Below are 21,656 nucleotides of genomic sequence, written 5' to 3'. Positions count from 1 at the left end.
GTTTCATGAAGTCGCACCACACCCCCATCGCCGCGGCCCTGCTCGCGGCCTTCGCCTGCGCGCCCGCGCTGGCCGACGACGCCATTTTCGACAGCGGCTTGCAGGAAGTCGTCATCAAAGGCGAAAAGCGCGCCACGGTGGCGCCGGTTGTCACCACCGAGTCCATCACGGCCAGCCAGATCGAAGCGAGCATCAACGCCGTCACCGCGGCCGAAGTGCTCAACTACCTGCCCAGCATGCACGTGCGCGAACGCTACGCGGGCGACCGCAATGGCGTGCTCGTCATGCGTGTGAACAGTTCGATCTCCAGCGCCCAGACCACCGTCTACGCGGACGACCTGCTGCTGTCGAACTTCCTCAACAACAGCTTCAGCACGGCGCCGCGCTGGGGCATGGTGGCGCCGGTGGAAATCGAACGGGTGGACGTGCTGTACGGCCCGTTCTCCGCGCTCTACCCCGGCAACTCGGCCGGCGGCGTGGTGATGATGAGCACCCACATGCCGGAACGCTTCGAGGCCCATGCCGGCGTCGACCTGTTCAGCCAGGACTTCAAGCTGTACGGCACCAGCCAGCACTACAACGGCAGCCACGCCAGCGCCGCCATCGGCAACAAGGCCGGTGCGTGGTCGTACTGGATCACGGCCGACCACCTGGACAACCACGGCCAGCCGCAAACCTTCGGCGCGGCCGCCAAGGCCAGCCCCAAGTCCGGCACCGCCTACACGGCCGTCACGGGCGAGCTGCGCGACACGGACACCAGCGGTAACCCACGCATCATCACCAGCGCCATCGGCGCCGACCATACCACGCAGGACACGGACAAGATCAAGCTGGCCTACGATGTCACGCCCACCGTGCGGGCCATGTACACGCTGGGCGTGTGGCAGAACAAGTCCAACACGGACGTCGCCGCCTACCTGCGCGACGGCGCCGGCAATCCCGTCTACAACACGGCCGCCAGCGGCGCCGGCAAGTACGTCAAGTTCACCGGCGACAGCAACTACTACACGCTGGCCGGCACCTCGCCCGGCTACAGCGAAAGCCGCCACCTGATGCACGGCCTGTCGCTCAAGTCCGACACGGGCGGCACCTGGGACTGGGAAGCCATCGCCAGCCTGTACACGCAGGACATGGACCGCAGCCGCAGCGCCGCCAACACGGCCAGCCTGACGGATGCGGGCACCGGCGCGCAGCGTCCCGCCGGCACGCTCACCGTGGCCGACGGCACCGGCTGGCGCAACCTGGACCTGCGCGGCACCTGGCGCGCCGATGGCACCACCGCCAGCGCGCACATCCTGAGCTTCGGCTACCACGTGGACCGCTACACGCTCAAGTCGGTCACCTCGGCCGTGCCGTCGGACTGGCTGTATGGCGACGCGGCGGCCACGCCATCCAGCAATTCCTACGGCAAGACAGAAACGCAGGCGCTGTACCTGCAGGATGCGTGGCACATGGCCCCGGCCTGGCGCCTGGTGGCGGGCGCGCGCGCCGAACACTGGCGCGCCTTCGATGGCAGCAACTACAACGCGGCCAACGTGCCGGCCTACCAGCAGCTGAACTATGCGGCCCGCAGCAGCACGGACATCTCGCCCAAGCTGGGCCTGTCCTGGCTGGCCAGCGCCGACTGGACCCTGCGCGCCGCGCTCGGCAAGGCCGTGCGCTACCCGACCGTGGCCGAGATTTTCCAGGTCATCAGCCTGCCCAACAACGTCAAGCAGAATGATCCCAACCTCAAGCCCGAGCGCGTGGTGTCGGGCGAGGTGGTGGCCGAACGCCACTTCCAGCGCGCGAGCCTGCGCTCGTCGCTGTTCTGGGAAGCCAAGCGTGACGCGCTGATCGCGCAGTCCGACGTCACCGTCACGCCCAACATCTCGAGCATCCAGAACGTGGACAAGGTGCGCACCTACGGCGTGGAGGAAGCGTTCGACGCGCGCGACTGGCTGGTGCGCGGCCTGGACCTGAACGGCAGCGCCACCTGGACCCGCTCCACCATCACGGCCGACAGCCGCAACCCCGGCCTGGTGGGCACGGACCAGCCCCGCATCCCCGACTGGCGCGCCACGCTGGTGGCCACCTGGCACGCCACCGAACGGCTGGCGCTCAGCCTGAGCTACCGCTACAGCGGCCGCCAGCACAATGCGCTTTACAATACGGCCGCCCACCAGTACAACGACGTCAATCCGGACGTGTACGGCGCCGTGAGCCACTACAGCGTGTTCGACGCCAAGCTGCTCTACAACGTGAACGAGCGCTGGTCGGCGGCGCTGGGCGTGAACAACCTGGGCAATTTCAAGTACTACGTGAATCCGAACCCGTACCCGCAACGCACCGTGTTCGCCAGCCTGAAATATGACCTGTAAGCGATGACCTTTAAGCGATCACCTGCGATGCGACCACCATTTTTTGAGGCAGATGCCATGCGGCAGACCATAAGATCCATCCCCAGCCCCATGCCCGGCTGGCCCACGCTGGCCGCGCTGGCGCTGGGCGCGCTGGGCGCCACCGCCGGCACCGGCGCCCATGCCGAAACGCAGGCCATGCCCCAGGGGCACATGATGAGGCCTGCCAAATCGGCCGAACTGGGCACGGCCGCCGCCATCGATGCGCGCGGCGCCATCTGGACCGTCAGCAAGGAGGTGGACGGCACGGCCCAGTACCTGGTGCTGCGCAAGTCCGACGACGACGGCGCCAGCTGGTCCGCGCCCACGCGCATCCTGAACGAGCCGGAAGCCATCGCGGCCGACGGCGAGAGCCGTCCCAAGCTGCTGTTCGGCCCCAAGGGCGAGTTCTACGTCAGCTACAGCAAGCCGCTGGCCATGCCCTACACGGGCGAGGTGCGCTTCATCCGTTCGCTCGACGGCGGCCAAACGTTCTCGGCTCCCGTCACCGTGCATGCCGACCGCGCCATCATCACCCACCGCTTCGACGCCATGAGCATCGACCCGCAAGGGCGCATCTACGTGGCCTGGATCGACAAGCGCGACCTCGAACAGGCCCGCGCGCGCCAGCAGGACTACACGGGCGCCGCCGTCTACTACGCCGTCTCCGACGACCGGGGCGCCAGCTTCCACGGCGACTACAAGGTGGCCGACCACAGCTGCGAATGCTGCCGCATCGCCCTGACCACGAGCCCGGACGGCAAGGTGATGGCCTTGTGGCGCCACGTGTTCACCCCCAATGTGCGCGACCACGCGCTGGCCGAACTGACGCCGTCCGGCGCCGTGGCCACGCCCACCCGCGCCACCTTCGACGACTGGCACGTGGACGCCTGCCCGCACCAGGGCCCGGCGCTGGCCTATGCGGCCGACGGCACCCGCCACCAGGCCTGGTTCACGGTCAAGGGCGACGATGGCGGCGTCTATTACGCCAGCGCGGCGCCGGGCCAGCCGCTGGGCAGTCCCGTCAAGCTCGGTTCCGAACAGGCCGACCATGCCGCCATCGCTGTCGACGGCCGCACCATCGTGCTGGCGTGGCGCCAGTTCAACGGCAAGGCCACCGCCATCATGGGCCGGGTCTCGCGTGACGCGGGCCTGAGCTGGCGCGAAACGGAACTGGCCAGCACGGCGCAAGCGTCGGACCATCCGCAGCTGCTGCGCGGGCGCGATGGCATCGTGCTCGTCTGGCGCACCGCAGCCGAAGGCGTGCGCGTGGTGCCCGTCAACCTGGAGAAAAAACCATGAAGCGTTGGATGACAACCGCCCTGCTGTCCATGTCCCTGTGGCTGGGCGCGGGGGCCCAGGCGGCTGAAGCGAAACTGGCCGTGGCCCCGTTCGAGGCCGACAGCCTGGCCCAGATCGTGCGCACGCACGCGGGCAAGCCCTTCGTGCTGATCCTGTGGTCACTGGACTGCGTGTATTGCCAGGCCAGCCTGAACGCGCTGGCCGAACAGAAGCGCAGCCACCCGGCACTGGAGATCGTCACCCTGTCCACCGACGGCGTGGGCGATCCGCAAACAGACGCGCTGGTGGAACAACGGCTGCGCAAGCTGGCCCTGACCACCAACGCCTGGGGCTTTGGCGCGGCGCCGCCCGAACAGCTGCGCTACGCGATCGACCCCAAGTGGCACGGCGAAATGCCCAGAAGTTACTGGTTCGACGCCCAGGGCCGGCGCACGCCGCACTCGGGCGTGCTCACACCGGCCACCATCGACCAGCTGACAGCAAAAAGCGCTCTTTAGTACCGGGCCCGCCAACCGCCATGGCGGTGCCGCGCGCGCCCGGATCAGGCGCGACGGGCCAGTGCCAGCGGCATGCCGCCGTGGCCGGTCAGTTCGAACAGCGCCGCCAGCGTCACCTCTTCGTCCCACGCCTCGCCCACGGCCAGGCCATAGCGCTGCCGCAGGGACGAGGCCAGCGCCGCCAGTTGCGGCGAATCCGCACTGCCCTCGCCCGGATACAGGGCGCGGTGGATTCCCAACACCCGGTCATCGGGACTGAGCAACGCCTTCTCGTAGCTGCGCAAGGCGAATGCGGCGCAAAACATGGCCAGGAAATCGGCCACGGCCTCGCGTGGGGCGTGGGGAAAGCGCTGCCGCCACGCCTTCCATTGGGCGCTGCGGGCACTGAATGGCAACGGCAGCAGCGGGCCGCTGCGGCTGGCCCACAGCAGCGAAGCGACGCCGGCGGCACTCAACAGGATGGCGGTGCCGATCACGGGCACTCCGCCGGCATGAAAAATTGGACTACGGCAAGACGCATGCGGCTCCAGGAATACAGGGGGATGGGACGGACGGGCCGCGCTGACGCCGTATCGGAACGGGGAGACGGAACGCAATGCTGCCATGGGGCTAATGTTATCTAAAAAACCATTCAACAAATGCGTGCATTGTCACCGCCGGCCCGTGTTTTCGGGCCGATTCTGGTCTAAGATAAAGCCAGGAGCGCGTTCCGCCCCACGGAGGATGCTATGAAGACAAACCGGATCAACCTGGCGCTGACTATCCTGCTGGCCACCATCGCCGCCGCCGTACTCACGTCCACCCTGCGCCTGCCGCTGGAGCAAGGCTTGCAGCAAGCGTCCATGCTGCTGCTGGGGCTGGCGGCCATGGCGGCGCTGGCCAACTTCGCGGGCACGGTGGAAAGCAGCGCCAACGCGCCGCTGGTGCAGTTTCCATCCAATGACAGGCGGCGCAATCCGCCCGGCCAGGGGCGCGCCACGGATGGCATCCCGGAACGGCGCGAGCGGCGCCAGAGCCCCACGCTGTGGGGCCCGTCCACGGACGAGCTGCTGGAGGAAGACCCGGCGCTGGCCCTGGCCAAGCTGCGCATCGACCTCGAAGGAGAATTACGGCGCATCGCCCAGGTGCACAAGCTGCCGCTGCAAGCGCGCCATGCGCCCATCCATCAACTGGTGGACGCGCTGCTGCTGGCCCACCTGCTGGACCCGGACCAGGACCGGCTTCTCAACGGCGTGCTGCGGGACTGCAATGCGGCCATCCACGGCACCGACATGACGGCCGACGCGGCCGGCAGCGTGATCGCATCAGGCACCCGCCTGCTGGGCACGCTGCGCCACCTGTAGCGTGTAACACGCAGCGCCGCCCTTATTGCTGCGCCGGATAGGGACTCTTGCCGCCGTCGGCGATGAAGGCGTCGATGCGCGCCTCGAGCACCGGCAGCGGCACCGAGCCCAGTTGCAGCACCGTGTCGTGGAAATGGCGGATGTCGAAGCGCGCGCCCAGCGCCGCCTCGGCCTTCTTGCGGGCATGGACGATGGCCATCTCGCCCAGGTAGTAGGACAGCGCCTGGCCCGGCCAGGAAATGTAGCGATCCACTTCCGTTTCGATCTCGTGTTCCGACAAGGCCGTGTTGTCATGCAGGTAGGCCTGCGCCTGGGCGCGGGTCCAGCCCTTGGCATGGATGCCCGTGTCCACCACCAGCCGCGCCGCGCGCCAGGCCTGGTAACTGAGCATGCCGAAGGTTTCGTAGGGGGTTTCGTAGATGCCCATCTCCGTGCCCAGCCGCTCCGCATACAGGGCCCAGCCTTCACCGTAGGCCGAGATGTAGGCATGACGGAACGGGGGCAAGCCCTGCTGCTCCAGCGCCACCGGCATCTGGAACGCATGGCCGGGGGCCGATTCGTGCAGCGTGAGCGCCGGCAGGCTGTAGAGCGCGCGCGATGGCAGATCGTAGGTATTGACCAGGTACACGCCCGGCCCGCCCCGGCCCGACGTGTAGAACGGCGCCTGGTCGGCCGGCACCGGCGTGATGGCAAAGCGGCGGCGCGGAAGGTAGCCGAAATACTGGCCAGCCTTGCCGTCGAACTTCTTGGCGATCCAGGCCGCCCGCATCAGCAGTTCCTCCGGCGTCTTGGCGTAAAAGCGCGGGTCCGTGCGCAGGAAATGCAGGAAGGCCGGCAGCTCGCCCTGGAATCCCGTCTGCGCGATCGTGGCCTGCATCTCGGCCCGTATCCTGGCCATTTCATCGAGGCCGATCTGGTGGATCTGTTCCGCGCTCAGCGCCGTGGTGGTGAATTCCACGATCTTGGACTGGTAGTAGGCCTTGCCGTCCGGCAGGCTCTCGGCCGCCAGCGCTTCGCGCGCGTGGGGTACGTACTGGGTGCGCATGAAGTCGAGCAGCGCGCGGTAGGCCGGCTGCACGGCCGTGCTGATGGCCTGCACGGCGGCGGTCCGCAGCAGTTCCTGCGTGGCGGCCGGCATGGTGGCCGGCATGGTCTTGAACGGGGTGTAGAACACGGTATCCTGCGGCGTGGCCGCCTCCGTCACGGAGGTGAGCGAACTGTCGCGCCCCACCAGCGTGACCCTCGGTGGCGTGAAGCCGCGCGCCAGGCCGGCGCGCATGTTGGCCATCTCCTCGCCGAAATAGCGCGGCACGTCGGCCAGCTGCTTCAGATAGTCGCGGTATTCCTTCTCGGTGGTGAAGTGCTTGCGCCCCTCGTCGGCCATGTTGGACCAGAACGCCGTGTCGGCATTGAGCGGCTTTTCGTATTCGCGGAAGCGCTGGCCGGCCACCAGGGCCGCGATCTGGGCGCGGTACACGGCATAGTTGATGCGCTCGGGCGCCGACAGGCGGGCCGGCGCGATACCGTCCAGCTTTTTCAACACGTCCTGCCAGTACGCCAGGCGCGCCTGCTGGGTGGCCGGATCGACGTGGGGCAGATCGGGCCGCACGCCGTTGTCATCGTCCTCGTCATCCTCCAGTCGCTGGGTCAGGCGCCATGTCCATTCCTGCGTGTAGATGGCCTTGAGGCGGGCATCGTCCGGGCCAGCGGCCGGACGGGAAGCGGTCACGCTGGCCGCGACCGCGGCGGCGGGCATGGCCACGCCAGCCGTGGCCAGCACGGAGGTGAGCAAACAGGCAAACGCGCGGGCGCCAGCCCTGGTCTTCTTTTCCATAACGCTCCAGGAAGATGAATAGGTTGAATGCAATTGATTAATACGCGAGCATTACAGGTCGGGCACGCAGCGCTTCTCGCGCAGCAGCGCCGTGAACGCCTCTGCGCCCACCGGACGGCTGAAGAAGTAGCCCTGCATCTCGTCGCAACCGCGCTGGGCCAGGAAGTCGACCTGCTCGCGCGTCTCCACCCCTTCCGCGATCACCCGCAGGTTCAGGTTGTGGGCCAGCGAAATCACCGACAGCGCGATGGCCGCGTCGTTGGGATTGGTGGTGACGTCGTCGACGAAGGATTTGTCGATCTTGAGCACGTCGATCGGGAAGCGCTTCAAATAACCCAGGCTGGAATAGCCGGTGCCGAAGTCGTCGAGCGAAATGCTCACGCCGATGTCCTTCAGGCGCTTGAGCGCGGCCACCGCCTTGTCCGGGTCGCCCATCACCGTGCCCTCCGTGATCTCCAGCCCCAGGCAGGCGGGCGGGATGCCGAAGCGGCGCAGCGTGCCTTCCACGAACGGCACCGTGCTGTCGTGGCCGAACTGGCCGGCCGACAGGTTGACGGCCACCTTGATCTGGCCCAGCCCCTGGTCATGCCACACCTTGATCTGGGCGCACACGCTTTCGAGCACCCATTCGCCGATCGGGTTCACCAGCCCGTATTCCTCGGCCAGCGGGATGAAGCGGTTGGGCGGCACCTTGCCCAGCACCGGGTTATCCCAGCGCAGCAAAGCCTCGGCGCCCACCATCTGGCCCGTACGCAGGCAGATCTGGGGCTGGTAATGCACTTCGAACTCGTCGCGCGCGATGGCGCCGCGCAGCTGGCCCTGGATCGCCAGCTTGTCGCGGATTTCCGCATCCATGCGCTCGGTGAAGAAGGCGTAGTTGTCGCGCCCCGTCTCCTTGGCCCGGTACAGGGCCGTGTCGGCATTGCGCACCAGTTCATCGAGGCTGTCGCCGTCGGTGGGACTGACGGCCACGCCGATGCTGGAGGTGAGCGAGATGGGCTGGCCATCGATCACCAGTTCCGTGCGCAGCCCGGCCAGGATGCGCTGGGCCAGCAGCAAGGTGCCGCCGCACTTGATGTCGTCCTGCAGGATGATCTGGAATTCGTCGCCGCCCTGGCGCGTGACCGTGTCGCCCTCGCGCACCGTGTCGTTGAGGAAGCGGGCCACGGCCTGCAGCGCCTTGTCGCCCATTTGCGGGCCGTAGGTGTCGTTCACGCTCTTGAAGCGGTCCAGGTCCAGGCACATCACCGTCACGCACTGGCCTTCGCGCCGGGCCACGCCCTGCAGGTGCTCGAAGCGCTGGCGCGCCAGCAGGCGGTTGGGCAGTCCCGTCAGGGCGTCGTGGTTGGACAGGAAGTCGATCAGGTGCTGTTCGGCCTTGCGCTCCGTGAGGTCCATGAACACGGCCACGATGTTGAGCAGCTTGCCGTCCGCGTCCTTGACGACGGAAACACTGAGCAGGCCGGGATAAGTGTGGCCGTTCTTGCGGCGCGCCATGATCTCGCCGGACCAGTGGCCGGCCGCCGTCAGCGACTGGGTCAGGGCCTGGAAGCCGGGCGCGTCCTGGCCGCCCGCGTGCAGCATGGCCACGCCCCGCCCCACCACTTCCTTGGCACCGTAGCCGGAGATGCGGGTGAAGGCCGGGTTGGTGGCCAGGATGTCGCCCTTCTCGTCGGTGATGACGATGGCGTCCTGGGTGGCCTCGAACACCTGGCTGGCCAGCCGCAGGAATTCCTCGTTGGCGCGGCGCTGGCGCACTTCCTGTTCCAGCGAGTGGGCCAGCTTGGCCAGTTCGGCCGTGCGTTCGCTGACCCGCTGTTCCAGCAGCGCCCGCTCGTCGGCCAGCGCTTTCTGGGTACGCGACAGGCGCACGTGGGCGTCCGTGCGGGCCAGGATTTCCTCGGCCTGGAACGGCTTGGCGATGAAGTCCACGGCGCCCAGCGCGAAGCCGCGCACCTTGTCGTCCGTGTCGTGCTGGGCCGACAGGAAGATCACGGGCACATGGCGCAGCTCGGGCGACTGCTTGAGGCGGCGGCACACTTCGAAGCCATCGATGCCGGGCATGCGGATGTCGAGCAGGATCAGCTCGGGCGGACGCGACTGGGCCGTCCACAGGGCCAGCTCGCCGTTGGGCGCCTGGCGCACGTAGTAGCCGGCCTCCGTCAACAGGTCGCTCAGCAGTTTGAGCGAAGCCGGCGTGTCCTCCACGATCAGCACTTCACCCTTGGTTTGTTGTTCCGCCATTTCCCTGTGCATGCAAAAACTCTTTCAACGTGATTCAGTGCCGGGGCCCCGCGCCAGGGTCCGGCAACCTCCCATCATATACCACCACGGGCCGGCGCAGGCCGGCACCATCGCGCCAAACTCACGCGTGCGGCGCCAGCGCCGGGCCATCCTCCGCGAGCAGCTCGCACAACTGCGGATACTGGTGCCGGCTCACCATGTGTTCAATCCGTGCCACCACGGCGCCCAGCTCCGGCGCCAGTGGCCGCAGCAATTGCGCCACCCGCACCAGGTTCAGTTCCTGGACGGCGGCCCGCAGCGTGGCCCGCAGTTGCGGCGACAAACAGGCCACGTCCGCGCGGGACAGGGGGGCGCTGGCATCGTCGTGCTCGTCCAGCACCAGGATCTGGTGGCCCTGCTGCTCGTCGGCCATGCCGTCCGGCCCGCTGGCGGCCGGCAGCGCCGCCGCGCTGGCCAGCTCCGTCACCACCGTGAACTGGAAGGTGGCGCCGGCGCCCGGCGCCGACTGCACCGACAGCGTGCCGCCCATCAGCTGCACGAATTCGCGCGAGATGGTCAGGCCCAGGCCCGTGCCTTCCCTGGCGCCGGGGCCGTCGGCCTGGATGAACGGTTCGAAGATGCGGGCCTGGTCCGCCTCGGCGATGCCCGGCCCCGTGTCGATCACGGCGAAACTCAGTTCGCAGCGCGCGCCGCGCGCCACCCCGCGCGCGCGCAGCGTGACCTTGCCACGGGCGGTGAACTTGACGGCGTTCGACATCAGGTTGAGCAGCACCTGGCGCAGCTTGGTGCCGTCCACCCGGGCCGCGGCCGGCAGGCCGGCGCTGTCGAGCACCAGCGCCACCCCGCCCTGGCCGGCCCGCATGCTGACCATATCCATCACTTCCTGCAGCATCTCCTGCGGATTGAGCACCTCCGTTTGCAGCACGGCCCGTCCCGCCTCTATCCGCGACAGTTCCAGGATGTCGTTGATCAGCTTGAGCAGGTGCTGGCCGGAGCGGTGGATGATGGCCAGGTTGCGCTTCTCCTCGGGCAGCATGTGCTTGGAATCGGCCATCAGGCGCGAGAAGCCGATCACGGAATGGAGCGGCGTGCGCAGCTCGTGGCTCATGTTGGCCAGGAAGATGCTCTTGGCCTGGTTGGCCGCCTGCGCCTGCAGCACGGCCACCGACAGCGCCTCGGTGCGCTCGGCCACCAGTTCCTCCAGGTGGATGCGGTGGCGCCGCAGCTCCTGCTGGGCCACCTTGTGGGCCGTGATGTCGTAATTGACGCCCACCATGCGCGCCGGCCGCCCTTCGCTGTCGCGGAAGATCATGGCGTCGCCCTTGATGTGGTGCACGCTGCCATCGGGCCACACGATGCGAAATTCCGCATCAAACTCGCCGTTGCCCTGCAAGGCCTGGTTCAGCAGGGCCTGCACCGGCAGCGCATCGTCCGGATGCAGCATGGCCACCCACTGCGCCATGTCGCGCCCGCCCTTGCCCCCCTCCATGCCGTGCAGGCGGAACATCTGCTCATCCCACACCACGTCGCCACTGAGGATGTTCCAGTCCCAGATGCCGATGGCGGCCGCGCTGCTGGCGATCTGCAGCCGCTCCTCGGACGCGTGCATGGCCACGTAGCGGCGTTCGAGCAGCGCCACCATGTCGCGGATGGCCGCGTTCAGGGTGTCGAGTTCACCGAAGAACCAGTCGCTGGGCGGGGCCGCGCCCGGATTCATGCCGGCCTTGACGTTGACAGCGTAGCGGCCGATCGAGCTCAAAGGTTTCAGGATCAAATGCCACAGCAGCAGATACAGGCTGCACACGAGCGTGGCGTCCAGCACCACGATCATGCCGACGATGGTGATCAGGCGCTGGCGCAATTGTTCCAGCATCAGCGCCGGCGTGGCATAGACGCTGATGGTGCCGATGTTCTGGCCATTGGCCGTGATGGTCCGCGTTTCCACCAGCTGGTCCGGCTGGGGCGGCAGGCTGTCGGCCGCCCGCAGCTGCCCGTCGGCGCCGCGCAGCAGGATGTAGGGATGGCTGGTGGCCACGGGCACCACGGCGCTGGCGTACAGGTCGCGGTTGCTCAAGCCGCTCTTCATGATGGTGAGGATCTGGTTCTCGTCGAAGTTCCAGGCCGGCAGCGCCACGGCGGCCGACAGTTCGTCGGCGCTGGTGGCCACCGTCTGGTGCAGCTGCGCACGCCGCTGCACCTTCTCGCCCTGGTAGAAATACCAGGCGAAGGCCGCCAGCACCACCGTCACCACGGCCGTCATCGCCACGCTGACGAACCACGCGATCGACGCGCGTCCTGTACGGCTGACCCACTTGCGCAACATCGTAAGAACCCCGGGTTATAGAAAATGCAAGAAAATCATCTCGCGCACCGCCCCATCATAGGGGCGAACACCCGCCAAGCGCAACCGTTTTATTGCCTCGGAGCATGATCGCGGGCGGGGGCAGACACTGACCCCGCCTGGTTTTATTGCATCGCCAGTTCCACGCAGTTGCGCCCGGCGCGCTTGGCGCGGTGCAGGGCCGCGTCGAGCCGGTCCAGCACGGAGATGGCGCCCTCGTCCAGCCCCACCTGGGCCACGGCCAGGCTGATGGTGACCATCTCGCAGCCGGGCAGCGTGGTGGCGGCGATGGTCTCGCGCAGCTTTTCGGCCAGCTTGAGCGCGTCGATGGCGCAGGTGTGGGTGGCCACCACCATGAATTCCTCGCCCCGCATGCGCGCCAGCGTGTCCGAGCCGCGCAGGCGCGCCTGCACCGTCTCGGCCACGATGCGCAGCGCCTGGTCGCCGATCGGATAACCGTATAAATCGTTGACGGAGCGGAAGTTGTCGATGTCGAAGGTGATCAGGGCCAGCGGCAAGGCGTAGCGGCGGGCGCGCCGGATTTCCGTTTCCAGGATGTCCTCGCCGCGGCGGCGGTTGACGGCGCCCGTCAGCGCGTCGATGGTGCTGATCTGCAGCAGCTGGCCGGCCAGCGCGTCGTTCTGGTGTTTCAGTTCGCTCATGCCCAGCCCGAAGCTGATGAATTGCGCCAGGCTGGTAAAGCAGGCGAAGTGCTCGCGCGAGAACTGGATGTGGCGGTCGAACATCAGGCAGATCGAACCCTGCACCGGGCCGCCCGCCTCGCTGCGCAGCGGCAGCGCCAGCACCATGCGCACTTCGCGGTCGTGCAGGCTGAGCGCCAGTTCCGGATCGCCCGCCTTTTCGGGCGCGTCCAGCAGCACCAGTTCGCCGCCGCTGACGGCCAGCAGCGGCGGGAAAATATCGCTCAGCGGCGCCTGCAGCAGGCGGTCGCGCCGCTCCAGCAAGCGGCTCAGGTCCAGGTGGTTGCGCGACTCCTGCGCCACCAGTTGCAAGTCGCCGCGCTCCTTCATGTGCAACAGGGCCGTGTGGCGCACGCCGGGGAAGCTGCACAGGGCCAGGCAGACCTGGGCCGACATGGTGGCGATATCGTCCACGCTGCTCAGCGCCCGCTGCAGGCTGCGCTGGATGGTCAGCAGGTCGCGCAGTTCCTTTTCCTTGTCAAGCAGGGTTTGCTGGGCCGCGGCGGCCGGATTGAGCGAGGTGGCCAGCGCCTGTTCCACGGCCATCCGCAATTCGTCGTGCAGCATGGGACAGATGCGGTACTGCAGCGGGCCGCTGGCCATCAGTTCCGGGATCCATGCGCTGCTCACGTACGGGCACAGCACCAGCGTCGGCGCGCCATTGCGGCTGCGGATCAGGGCGCCGATGCCCGCCATTTCCCCCATACTGGAAAAGCCACTCAAGTCCAGTACCAGCAAGTCCACTTTCTGTCGCCCCACCGCAACAGTGGCCGCGTCGATATTATCGACAAGCAACAACCGGGAGAATTGCTCGCCGCAGCAAGCCTGGAATTCGGCGCGCCGCTCGCCGGTTGCGGTCAGAAACACCCCGACGATGTCCCTGCGGCTGTCAAGATCGGCCATCACACTGCTCCCCACTATCGTTTTATTTATAAGAATTGCCACCCTAACAGTGTGCCATAAAGTTCATAATTAGCAATATTATTTGTAGCACAGACTCTTTGTATTTTGCGGCGCCGGCGCCGTTCAGGCGTCATGGAACACGGCGTAATCGTTTTTGCCGCTGCGTTTGACGCGGTACATGGCCTGGTCCGCATGCTCCAGCAGGATTTCGCTGGACTGGCCGTGCTCGGGGAAGAAGGAAATGCCGACACTGGCGCCCAGGTGCAACTGGCGCTCCTGGTAGCGGATCGGCGTCGCGATGGCGGCGATGATTTTCTCGGCCATCCTGAGGGCGGCCGCTTCCGCCTCGACCCCGTTCAGGATGACGAGAAATTCGTCACCGCCGATCCGGGCCGCCGTATCGGTGGTGCGCACGGCCTCCAGCAGGCGCTGGGCGACGGCGCGCAACGCCAGGTCGCCCGCCTGGTGGCCGCAACTGTCGTTGGCGGCCTTGAAACCATCGAGGTCGATGAACAGCACGGCCACCCGGGTGTGGGTGCGCACGGCCTGGCTGCAGGCCATCTCCAGCCGGTCACGGGCCAGCCGCCACGACGGCAAGCCCGTCAGCGCGTCATGGTTGGCCAGCGCTGCGATCTGGTCGCGCTGGCGCTCCACCTTGCGCAGCAGCAAGCCGGTCGAGCGCTGGTAGTCCGCGATGGCGGCGGACAGATAAACCGTCAGCAATATCGTGGTGGTGACGGTACCGACCCAGTTGACGGCGCTGCTGGCGAACTCGACCCCGAATGGCGCCTGCAGCGCGCCCCGCACGTAGCTGATGGCGATCATGATCACGGCCAGCCAGATCAGGGCAACGGCGGCCACGCCCGTGCGCAGCGGCGCGACGGTGATCGCGCACACGCTGCCGAAAATCACCGCGGTCATGCCGCTGCCTTGCAAACCATAGGAATACAGTCCGGCCAGTCCGCCCAGCGCCAGCAGCGCGGGCGGCAAGCCCTGCCTGACCACCTGGGGAAGCCGCTGGCGGATGGGGGTGACGGCGATGGTCAGCACCGACAACGCGGTGACGGGCGCCATGCGCGTCAGGCCGCCACCGAGTGCTGCTTCGCGCCAGATCACGAGTGGTATCACCACCATGCAATAGCTGCACACGCACCACCACATCCGGTCGACGAACTTGTCGCGAATCAGGCGCTGCGGCGGCGCGCTAGTATCGGGGCTGATCTGTTCCATACCACATCTATTGGTGCACCAGCGACCACGGATGGATCGCTGATCGCTTTCAAATTGTGAGCCAGTCGGGGCGCTAAAAATCTATCCAATTGTCACGCGGCGCTAAAAACAAGCCGTTATGTGAACCAGCGTACGGCCCGCCCGTACCGACGCCGGCATCATGCGAGAGAGGGAGGAAGGCAGCATGGCACGTGCTTTGTGGAAAGGCGCCATCAGTTTCGGCCTGGTGCACATTCCGGTCGAACTGCACACGGCGGTGCGCCCGGACGAGTTGACCCTGACCATGCTGGACCGGCGCGACTTCTCGCCCGTGGGCTACCGCCGCTACAACAAGCGCACCGGCGAGGAAGTGACATGGGACGACATCGTCAAGGGCTATGAATACGAGGATGACCAATATGTCGTGCTGACGGACGAGGACCTGCGCCGCGCCAACGTGGCGGCTACCCAGACCATCGAGATCCAGTCGTTCGCCGCCGCCGAAGAGATTCCCCTCACCTACTACGAGCAGGCCTACTACCTGTCGCCCACGCGCGGTGGCGCCCGGGTGTACGCGCTGCTGCGCGAGACGCTGCGCAAATCGGGCAAGGTGGGCGTGGCCACGGTGGTGATCCGCACCCGCCAGCACCTGTGCGCGCTGGCGTGCCTGGAGGACGCCATCGTGCTCCACACCCTGCGCTACCCGGCCGAGATCCTCGGCACGGACGAGCTGGACCTGCCGTCCGCCCGCGCCGGCGAGCTCAAGCCGAAAGAGCTGGCGATGGCGCTGGAACTGGTGGACGGCATGGCCGAACCATGGCGCCCGCAGCAATACCACGACAGCTACCGCGACGACCTGATGGCGCTGATCGACAAGAAGGTCAAGGCGGGCAAGACCCACGCCATCACCATGCCCGAACGCGAAACGCGCGCGCCCGGCGCCAGCAATGTGGTGGACCTGGTGGAACTGCTGCAACGCAGCCTGCGCGGCCGGGATGGCGGCAAGCGCGAAAAAAGCGGGAGCGGCGCGAGCGGCAAGCGCAAGGACGAGCGCGCGGCTGACAGCCTGCGCAAGTCCGCCAGCGCCCGCAAGAGCAGTACCCCATCGAACACCAGCGGCACCCGCAAGACCGCCAGCACACGTACTGCCGGCGCCACCTCGGGCGCGCGCCGGGCCTGATCGGCCTAATCGTCCGCCTGCGCCGCGCCGCCCGGCGTAAAGCCCAGGCGGCGCATCGCCCCCGCCAGCCCGCGCGCACGGCGCGCATAGTCCTTCCAGGGCGTATTGCCCACATCGAGCCTGCGCTCGACCGTTGGCACGCTCCAGTGATCGCCGCCATCGAGCTGGTCCAGTTCGTCCCATGCCACCGGCACGGAGATGCCCAATCCCGGCCGCGCCCGCGCCGACCACGCGCACACGGTGGTGGCGCCGCGCCCATTGCGCAGGTAATCGATGTAGATGCGGCCGACCCGGTTACGCGGCCCGCTCTTGTCCGTGAAACGCGCCGGAATCAGGCGCGCCATGTGGGCCACGACGGCCTGCGAGAACCCCTTCACGTCATCCCAGCCATAGTGGGCGCGCAAGGGCACCACCAGGTGCAGCCCCTTGCCGCCGCTGGTCTTGAGGAAGGCCGGCAACGCCAGCTCATCGAGCATGCCGCGCATCAGCACGGCCGCCTCCCGCACCTGCGGCCAGGCCACGCCCTCGCCCGGATCGAGGTCGAACACCAGCCGGTTGGGGCGTTCATAGCTGCCGGCCAGCGCGTTCTGGGTGTGGATTTCCACCACGTTCCACTGCGCCACCGCCAATAAACCGTCCACGCCGGCGATGGTGAGCATGGGCGGATGGCCGGGGTCCAGCGCGCGGTCCAGCTGGCGCACGCCCGCCAGCCGCCCGCCAGCGTGCTTCTGGAAGAACAGCTCGCCCTCCACGCCATCGGGCGCGCGCAACAGCGCCACCGGGCGGTCCTTGAGGTGGGGCTGCATCAGCGCCGCCACCTGCGCGTAGTAGTTCACCAGCGCCAGCTTGGTGGTGCCGCTCAGGCGGTCAACCACGCGCCCGGGATGCGTCACGTGCAGCCGCGCCGGCCCCTTGCTGGCGACGGCGGGCGGATCGTGCGGCGCCATGCGCGCACTGGCACTGGCACGCCCACTGTCGCCACTGCGGCCCGACGCCTGGCGCCGCACGTCCTCGCGCCGGATGGCGCGGGCCGCCTTGTCCGCGCGCAGGCCATGGAACACGGCCTGGCGCAGCGAACCGTCGCGCGTCCATTCGCCAAAGCTCACCTCGGCCACCAGTTCCGGCCGCAACCAGTGGGGCCGGCCCGCGATGCGCCCGGCCGACGCGAACGGACAGTCGTCCGCCGCCAACGCGCGCATGCGCGCGGACAGGGATTTCAGTTCCCCCGCATCGAAGCCCGTGCCCACGTTGCCCGCGTAATGCAGCCGCCCGTGTTCGTCGTACACGCCCAGCAGCAGCGAGCCGAATCCACTCCGCGCGCCTTGCGGATCGGTGTAGCCGCCCACGACGAACTCCTGGCGCTGGCCGCATTTGAGCTTGATCCAGTCGCGCGTGCGGTGCGACACATAAGCACCATCGCGCCGCTTGCCGATGATGCCTTCCAGCCCCAGCCGGCATGCGGCCGCCACGGCCTGCCGTGGCGCCCCATCGAGCGCGGGGCTGAAGCGCACGCGCGATGACGGCCCGGCCGCGTCCAGCACGTGTTCGAGCAGCGCGCGCCTGCGCTCCAGCGGCACCTCGCGCAGGTCGTAGCCGCCACAGTAGGGCACATCGAACAGGTAGTAGATGATGCCGGCTGTGTGCTTGCCATCGAACGCCTGTTGCAGCAGGCCGAAGTCGGGCCGGCCCTGCGCGTCGCGCACGATAATCTCGCCGTCGTACCAGCCGGGCGGCAGACGCATGGCACGCAGGGCCGCGTGCAAGGGGGCCAGCTTCGCCGTCCAGTCCGCGCCGCTGCGCGTGGTGAGGCGGACTTCATCCCCATCCACCCTGCTCAGCAGGCGATAGCCATCGAACTTGGTTTCGAATATCCAGTCACCGGCCGTGGCGGGCGGTTGCTCCACCAGCGTGGCCAGTTGCGGCGCCAGCTTATCCGGCAACGCCGCCTTGCGGGCGCCGGCAGGCAGCTTGTCGGGCAGCGCGGCGCTGGCGCGGGCGCCCACCGCCGGTGCGGCACGGCCGGCTCGCCTGGCACCACGGCCGGACGGCCGCGTCAGCACGCTGTCGGGCATCGCCGCCACCACGTCGAACTCCGCCTCGGGCCGCGCATAGTCATCATGCTCCTTGATCAGCAGCCATGCCGCCTGGCGCTGCTCGCCGCGCCGCATCCGCACCAGTGCCCATTTGCCGCGCAGTTTGTGCCCGTGCAGCTCGAAGCTCAGATGGCCTTTCGCCAAACCCGCATGCGGTTCGCCCAGCGGCAGCCAGCTGCCCCGGTCCCAGACGATCACCTCGCCCGCGCCATATTCGCCCTCCGGTATCGTGCCTTCGAAACCGCCATAGGCCAGCGGGTGGTCCTCCACCTCGATCGCCATGCGCTTGACCTGGGGATCGTAGCTGGGCCCTTTGGGCACGGCCCAGCTTTTGAGCACGCCGTCGAGCTCCAGCCGGAAATCATAGTGCAGATGGCTGGCCCAGTGCTTCTGCACCACGAACGACAGCGCTTCCCCGCCCTCCCCGCCTGCGGCCGGTTCCGGCGTCTTGGAGAAGTCGCGTTTCGATTGGTAGTGATGAAGTGGGTCCGCCATGCCTGACAGGATAGCGCGCCGGTGGGCCGCCGATAGTACGCCAGCGCACACGGCGCGCAATATGTAAGCGATCGCACGCGCTTGTAAGCGGATGTAAGAGCCGTCAACGGCGCTCGCTGGAATCCCGTTTCTTGCTCACTGACACGGGAATTGTCCCGGCTGTATAAACCACCTGAAGGATGACATCATGACCAAGATTATCGCTACCCTGATCGCCGGCCTGTTCGCTACCGCGGCCTTCGCCCAGGCGCCCGCCGCCAGTGCCACCACGGCCAGCACCCCCGCCGCCGTCAAATCGGAAGCCAAGCCTGCGACGCCAGCCAAGCCTGCCGCCAGCGCCAGTGCCAGCGCCAGCGCCAAGGACACCGCCGCCAGCGCCAAGGCTGAAGAGAAGCCTGCTCCGGTGAAGGCCCACAAGAAGGCCAAGCATGCCAAGGCCCACAAGGAAGCCGCCAAGACGGAAACCCCGGCCGCATCGGCACCAGCCGCTGCCAAATAAGGCGTCCCCCGCCTTTGCCTCCTGCGAGCGGGACGCGGTCAGTTGGCCGGGTCCCGCTCGCTGCTTCCCACCGCCCGCGCGTGCCGGGCCCATCGCCCTCCACTGGTGCGCCGCCGGCGCTCCCGCTTCCGCACCAAAATCGCGCATTTCCGCTGGCACACTTCTTGATTGTTGATCAAGCGTGCTCAACAGGGAATGTACGACATGGCGACCTATTTCAATGAAATGACCACTGACGGCCTGGCGCATGACGCTAGCGCCGATGTACGAGAACACTACCGCGAATTCTGCGGCTGGCTTCAACGCCAGCCGGCCGACGTCATCGAGCGCAAGCGGGCCGAAGCCGATCTCACATTCCGGCGCGTGGGTATCACCTTCGCCGTCTATGGCGACGATGCCGGTACCGAGCGACTGATTCCTTTCGATACCATCCCGCGCATCATTCCGGCGGCCGAATGGACGCAATTACAGACTGGACTGGTGCAGCGCGTGAAGGCGTTGAACATGTTCATCCACGACATTTATCACGACCAGAACATCATCAAGGCCGGCATCATCCCGGCCGAGCAGATCTACCGGAACGCCCAGTACCGGCCGGAGATGCAGGGCATCAACGTGGCGTCCGACATTTATGCCCACATCGCCGGCGTCGATATCGTACGGGCCGGCCAGGGCGAGTTCTACGTGCTGGAAGATAATCTGCGGGTGCCGTCCGGTGTCTCCTACATGCTGGAAGACCGCAAGATGATGATGCGGCTGTTCCCGGAGCTGTTCGCCCGCAACCGCGTGGCGCCGGTCGATCACTATCCCGACCTGCTGCTCGATAACCTGCGCTCGGTCGCGCCCTTGGGCATCAACGATCCCACCGTGGTGGTGATGACGCCGGGCATGTACAACTCGGCCTACTTCGAGCATGCCTTCCTGGCCCAGCAAATGGGGGTGGAACTGGTCGAGGGCAAGGATTTGTTCGTCAGCGATAACACCGTGTTCATGCGCACCACGCGCGGGCCGAAACGGGTCGACGTGATCTATCGCCGCCTGGACGACGATTTCCTCGACCCGCTGGCCTTCCGCGCCGATTCCTCGCTGGGCGTGCCCGGCTTGCTGTCGGTCTACCGCGCCGGCCGCGTCACGCTGGCCAACGCCATCGGCACCGGGGTGGCAGACGACAAGTCGATCTACCCGTACGTGCCGGACATGATCAAGTTCTACCTGTCGGAGCAGCCAGTGCTGAACAATGTGCCGACCTACCAGTGCCGCAAGCAAGAAGATCTGGCCTACACGCTGGCCAAGCTGCCGGAGCTGGTGGTCAAGGAAGTGCATGGCGCCGGCGGCTACGGCATGCTGGTCGGCCCGGCATCGACCAAGGCGCAGATCGAGGATTTCCGCCAGCGCCTGCTGGCCCGGCCGGACGGCTATATTGCCCAGCCCACGCTGGCCCTGTCGGCCTGCCCGACCTATGTGGAAAACGGCATCGCCCCGCGCCACATCGATTTGCGGCCGTTTGTCCTGTCCGGCAAGACCATCTCCATGGTGCCGGGCGGCCTGACCCGCGTGGCGCTGCAGGAAGGTTCGCTGGTGGTCAATTCGTCGCAGGGCGGCGGCACCAAGGATACCTGGATACTGGAACGTTGAGCGCATCAAAGATCAACCTGAGGGAGAGATTATGCTGAGCCGTACCGCCGACCATTTGTTCTGGATGGCCCGCTACACCGAGCGCGCCGAGAATACCGCGCGCATGCTCGATGTGAACGTGCAGACCTCCATGCTGCCGCAATCGGACGCAGAAAACGCCCAGGGCTGGCGCGCCCTGCTCGGCATTTCCGAGCTGCAGGCCGCGTTTGACCAGAAATACCGCTCGCTCGAAGGCCGCGAAGTGATCGACTTCATGGTGCGCGATCCGGACAACCCGTCCTCCATCGTCGCCTGCCTGACCCAGGCCCGTGAAAATGCCCGCGCCGTGCGCGGCACGCTGACGACGGAAGTCTGGGAAATCCAGAACCAGACCTGGCTGGACATGCAGCGCCGCCTCCAGAGCGACCTGCTGGAGACCGATCCCAGCAAATTCTTCGAGTGGGTGAAGTTTCGGTCCCACCTGTCGCGCGGCGTCACGGTGGGCACCATGCTGCGCGACGAAGCCGTGCATTTCATCCGTCTCGGCACCTTCCTGGAACGGGCCGACAACACGGCGCGTATCCTGGACGTCAAATACCACGGCGACCTCGGCAGCGTGGCCGAGGCCCAGCAAGGCATGAGCCAGCGCGACTTCTACTACTGGGGGGCGATGCTGCGCTCACTGTCCGGCTTCGAAATTTATCGCAAGGTCTACCGCGACGTGATCACGCCGGCCCGTATCGCCGAACTGCTGATCCTGCGCGACGACATGCCGCGCTCGCTGCTGGCCTGCATGGACGAGGTGGTCCAGAACCTGCACGCCGTGCGCAACGACGTCTCGGCCGACACGGAACGCTTCGCCGGCCGGCTGCGCGCGCAGCTTCAGTTCGGGCGGATCGACGACATCCTGGCGCACGGCCTGCACGACACGCTGACCCGCTTCCTGGCCGATATCTACGAACTGGGCAATCGGGTCAGCCGCGATTTCCTGGTGCCGCTGGCGGCCTAGACGGAAAGCGATGC

General features: G+C 67.2%; 15 protein-coding genes. 8 read left to right on the top strand and 7 right to left on the bottom strand.

The genetic code is table 11. The features are described 5' to 3' along the window. Positions 1–5: 5 nt before the first annotated feature. Genes H3H36_RS12585 through H3H36_RS12575 form a run of 3 tightly spaced genes read left to right on the top strand, consistent with a single transcriptional unit; the run spans position 6 to position 4,177 of the window. Complete coding sequence (locus tag H3H36_RS12585; protein WP_182218014.1) at positions 6–2,360, top strand: TonB-dependent receptor; 2,355 nt, start codon at positions 6–8, stop codon at positions 2,358–2,360. Positions 2,361–2,417: 57 nt separating this feature from the next. Continuing rightward, positions 2,418–3,680, top strand: a complete 1,263-nt coding sequence (locus H3H36_RS12580; RefSeq protein ID WP_229219883.1) for a sialidase family protein — start codon at positions 2,418–2,420, stop codon at positions 3,678–3,680. A gap of 8 nt (positions 3,681–3,688) precedes the next feature. Beyond that, positions 3,689–4,177, top strand: coding sequence for a TlpA family protein disulfide reductase (locus H3H36_RS12575; RefSeq protein WP_229219882.1), 489 nt, complete (start codon positions 3,689–3,691; stop codon positions 4,175–4,177). A 44-nt stretch (positions 4,178–4,221) separates the two neighbouring features. Here H3H36_RS12575 and H3H36_RS12570 read toward each other — a convergent pair whose 3' ends face one another. After that, complete coding sequence (locus H3H36_RS12570; RefSeq protein ID WP_182218010.1) at positions 4,222–4,653, bottom strand: hypothetical protein; 432 nt, start codon at positions 4,651–4,653, stop codon at positions 4,222–4,224. 252 nt (positions 4,654–4,905) lie between these two features. Between H3H36_RS12570 and H3H36_RS12565 the strand changes: the two genes are divergently transcribed. Continuing rightward, a complete protein-coding gene (locus tag H3H36_RS12565; RefSeq protein ID WP_182218007.1) occupies positions 4,906–5,520 on the top strand; it encodes a hypothetical protein in 615 nt (204 codons plus the stop codon). A 22-nt stretch (positions 5,521–5,542) separates the two neighbouring features. Here H3H36_RS12565 and H3H36_RS12560 read toward each other — a convergent pair whose 3' ends face one another. The 5 genes from H3H36_RS12560 to H3H36_RS12540 form a co-directional block, all read right to left on the bottom strand. Next, positions 5,543–7,354, bottom strand: a complete 1,812-nt coding sequence (locus tag H3H36_RS12560; protein WP_182218005.1) for a DUF885 domain-containing protein — start codon at positions 7,352–7,354, stop codon at positions 5,543–5,545. A gap of 51 nt (positions 7,355–7,405) precedes the next feature. Then, a complete protein-coding gene (locus H3H36_RS12555; protein WP_229219881.1) occupies positions 7,406–9,598 on the bottom strand; it encodes a GGDEF/EAL domain-containing response regulator in 2,193 nt (730 codons plus the stop codon). 121 nt (positions 9,599–9,719) lie between these two features. Then, on the bottom strand, positions 9,720–11,921 hold the full coding sequence (locus H3H36_RS12550) for a sensor histidine kinase (protein WP_182217999.1): 2,202 nt from the start codon (positions 11,919–11,921) through the stop codon (positions 9,720–9,722). A gap of 143 nt (positions 11,922–12,064) precedes the next feature. After that, positions 12,065–13,543 carry a GGDEF domain-containing protein gene (locus tag H3H36_RS12545; RefSeq protein WP_182217996.1) on the bottom strand — a complete coding sequence of 493 codons (1,479 nt, stop codon included), beginning with the start codon at positions 13,541–13,543 and terminating at the stop codon, positions 12,065–12,067. A gap of 123 nt (positions 13,544–13,666) precedes the next feature. Next, complete coding sequence (locus H3H36_RS12540; protein WP_182217994.1) at positions 13,667–14,773, bottom strand: GGDEF domain-containing protein; 1,107 nt, start codon at positions 14,771–14,773, stop codon at positions 13,667–13,669. A 184-nt stretch (positions 14,774–14,957) separates the two neighbouring features. Between H3H36_RS12540 and ku the strand changes: the two genes are divergently transcribed. Further along, the gene (gene ku, locus H3H36_RS12535; protein WP_182217992.1) at positions 14,958–15,932 is read left to right on the top strand and encodes a non-homologous end joining protein Ku; all 975 of its coding nucleotides are present in this window, start codon (positions 14,958–14,960) and stop codon (positions 15,930–15,932) included. A gap of 5 nt (positions 15,933–15,937) precedes the next feature. Here the strand turns inward: ku and ligD are convergent, their stop codons facing one another. Further along, positions 15,938–18,520: a DNA ligase D gene (gene ligD / locus H3H36_RS12530; protein ID WP_182217990.1), complete on the bottom strand. Its 2,583-nt coding sequence runs from the start codon at positions 18,518–18,520 to the stop codon at positions 15,938–15,940. 187 nt (positions 18,521–18,707) lie between these two features. Here ligD and H3H36_RS12525 point away from each other — a divergent pair, with 187 nt between their 5' ends. The 3 genes from H3H36_RS12525 to H3H36_RS12515 all read left to right on the top strand — a co-directional run bounded on the left by H3H36_RS12525 (position 18,708) and on the right by H3H36_RS12515 (position 21,642). Next, positions 18,708–19,019: a hypothetical protein gene (locus H3H36_RS12525; protein ID WP_182217988.1), complete on the top strand. Its 312-nt coding sequence runs from the start codon at positions 18,708–18,710 to the stop codon at positions 19,017–19,019. 204 nt (positions 19,020–19,223) lie between these two features. Continuing rightward, complete coding sequence (locus H3H36_RS12520; RefSeq protein ID WP_182217986.1) at positions 19,224–20,654, top strand: circularly permuted type 2 ATP-grasp protein; 1,431 nt, start codon at positions 19,224–19,226, stop codon at positions 20,652–20,654. A 31-nt stretch (positions 20,655–20,685) separates the two neighbouring features. Next, entirely contained in the window at positions 20,686–21,642 is a 957-nt protein-coding gene (locus tag H3H36_RS12515) for an alpha-E domain-containing protein (protein ID WP_182217983.1), read from the top strand. The last annotated feature ends 14 nt before the right edge of the window (positions 21,643–21,656 follow it).

Source organism: Rugamonas fusca, assembly GCF_014042365.1.
GTDB classification, from domain to species: Bacteria; Pseudomonadota; Gammaproteobacteria; order Burkholderiales; family Burkholderiaceae_D; genus Rugamonas; species Rugamonas fusca.
Note: the sequence above shows the minus strand (reverse complement) of the source record. Positions and strands in the feature narration are given on the sequence as shown.

Bases quoted from the DNA above. Each gene is read 5' to 3' on its own strand.
- H3H36_RS12560 (WP_182218005.1), bottom strand. From the start codon at position 7,354: ATGGAAAAGAAGACCAGGGCTGGCGCCCGCGCGTTTGCCTGTTTGCTC.
- H3H36_RS12545 (WP_182217996.1), bottom strand. From the start codon at position 13,543: ATGGCCGATCTTGACAGCCGCAGGGACATCGTCGGGGTGTTTCTGACC.
- H3H36_RS12565 (WP_182218007.1), top strand. From the start codon at position 4,906: ATGAAGACAAACCGGATCAACCTGGCGCTGACTATCCTGCTGGCCACC.
- H3H36_RS12575 (WP_229219882.1), top strand. From the start codon at position 3,689: ATGACAACCGCCCTGCTGTCCATGTCCCTGTGGCTGGGCGCGGGGGCC.
- H3H36_RS12515 (WP_182217983.1), top strand. From the start codon at position 20,686: ATGCTGAGCCGTACCGCCGACCATTTGTTCTGGATGGCCCGCTACACC.
- H3H36_RS12550 (WP_182217999.1), bottom strand. From the start codon at position 11,921: ATGTTGCGCAAGTGGGTCAGCCGTACAGGACGCGCGTCGATCGCGTGG.
- H3H36_RS12580 (WP_229219883.1), top strand. From the start codon at position 2,418: ATGCGGCAGACCATAAGATCCATCCCCAGCCCCATGCCCGGCTGGCCC.
- ligD (WP_182217990.1), bottom strand. From the start codon at position 18,520: ATGGCGGACCCACTTCATCACTACCAATCGAAACGCGACTTCTCCAAG.
- ku (WP_182217992.1), top strand. From the start codon at position 14,958: ATGGCACGTGCTTTGTGGAAAGGCGCCATCAGTTTCGGCCTGGTGCAC.
- H3H36_RS12520 (WP_182217986.1), top strand. From the start codon at position 19,224: ATGGCGACCTATTTCAATGAAATGACCACTGACGGCCTGGCGCATGAC.
- H3H36_RS12525 (WP_182217988.1), top strand. From the start codon at position 18,708: ATGACCAAGATTATCGCTACCCTGATCGCCGGCCTGTTCGCTACCGCG.
- H3H36_RS12585 (WP_182218014.1), top strand. From the start codon at position 6: ATGAAGTCGCACCACACCCCCATCGCCGCGGCCCTGCTCGCGGCCTTC.
- H3H36_RS12540 (WP_182217994.1), bottom strand. From the start codon at position 14,773: ATGGAACAGATCAGCCCCGATACTAGCGCGCCGCCGCAGCGCCTGATT.
- H3H36_RS12555 (WP_229219881.1), bottom strand. From the start codon at position 9,598: ATGGCGGAACAACAAACCAAGGGTGAAGTGCTGATCGTGGAGGACACG.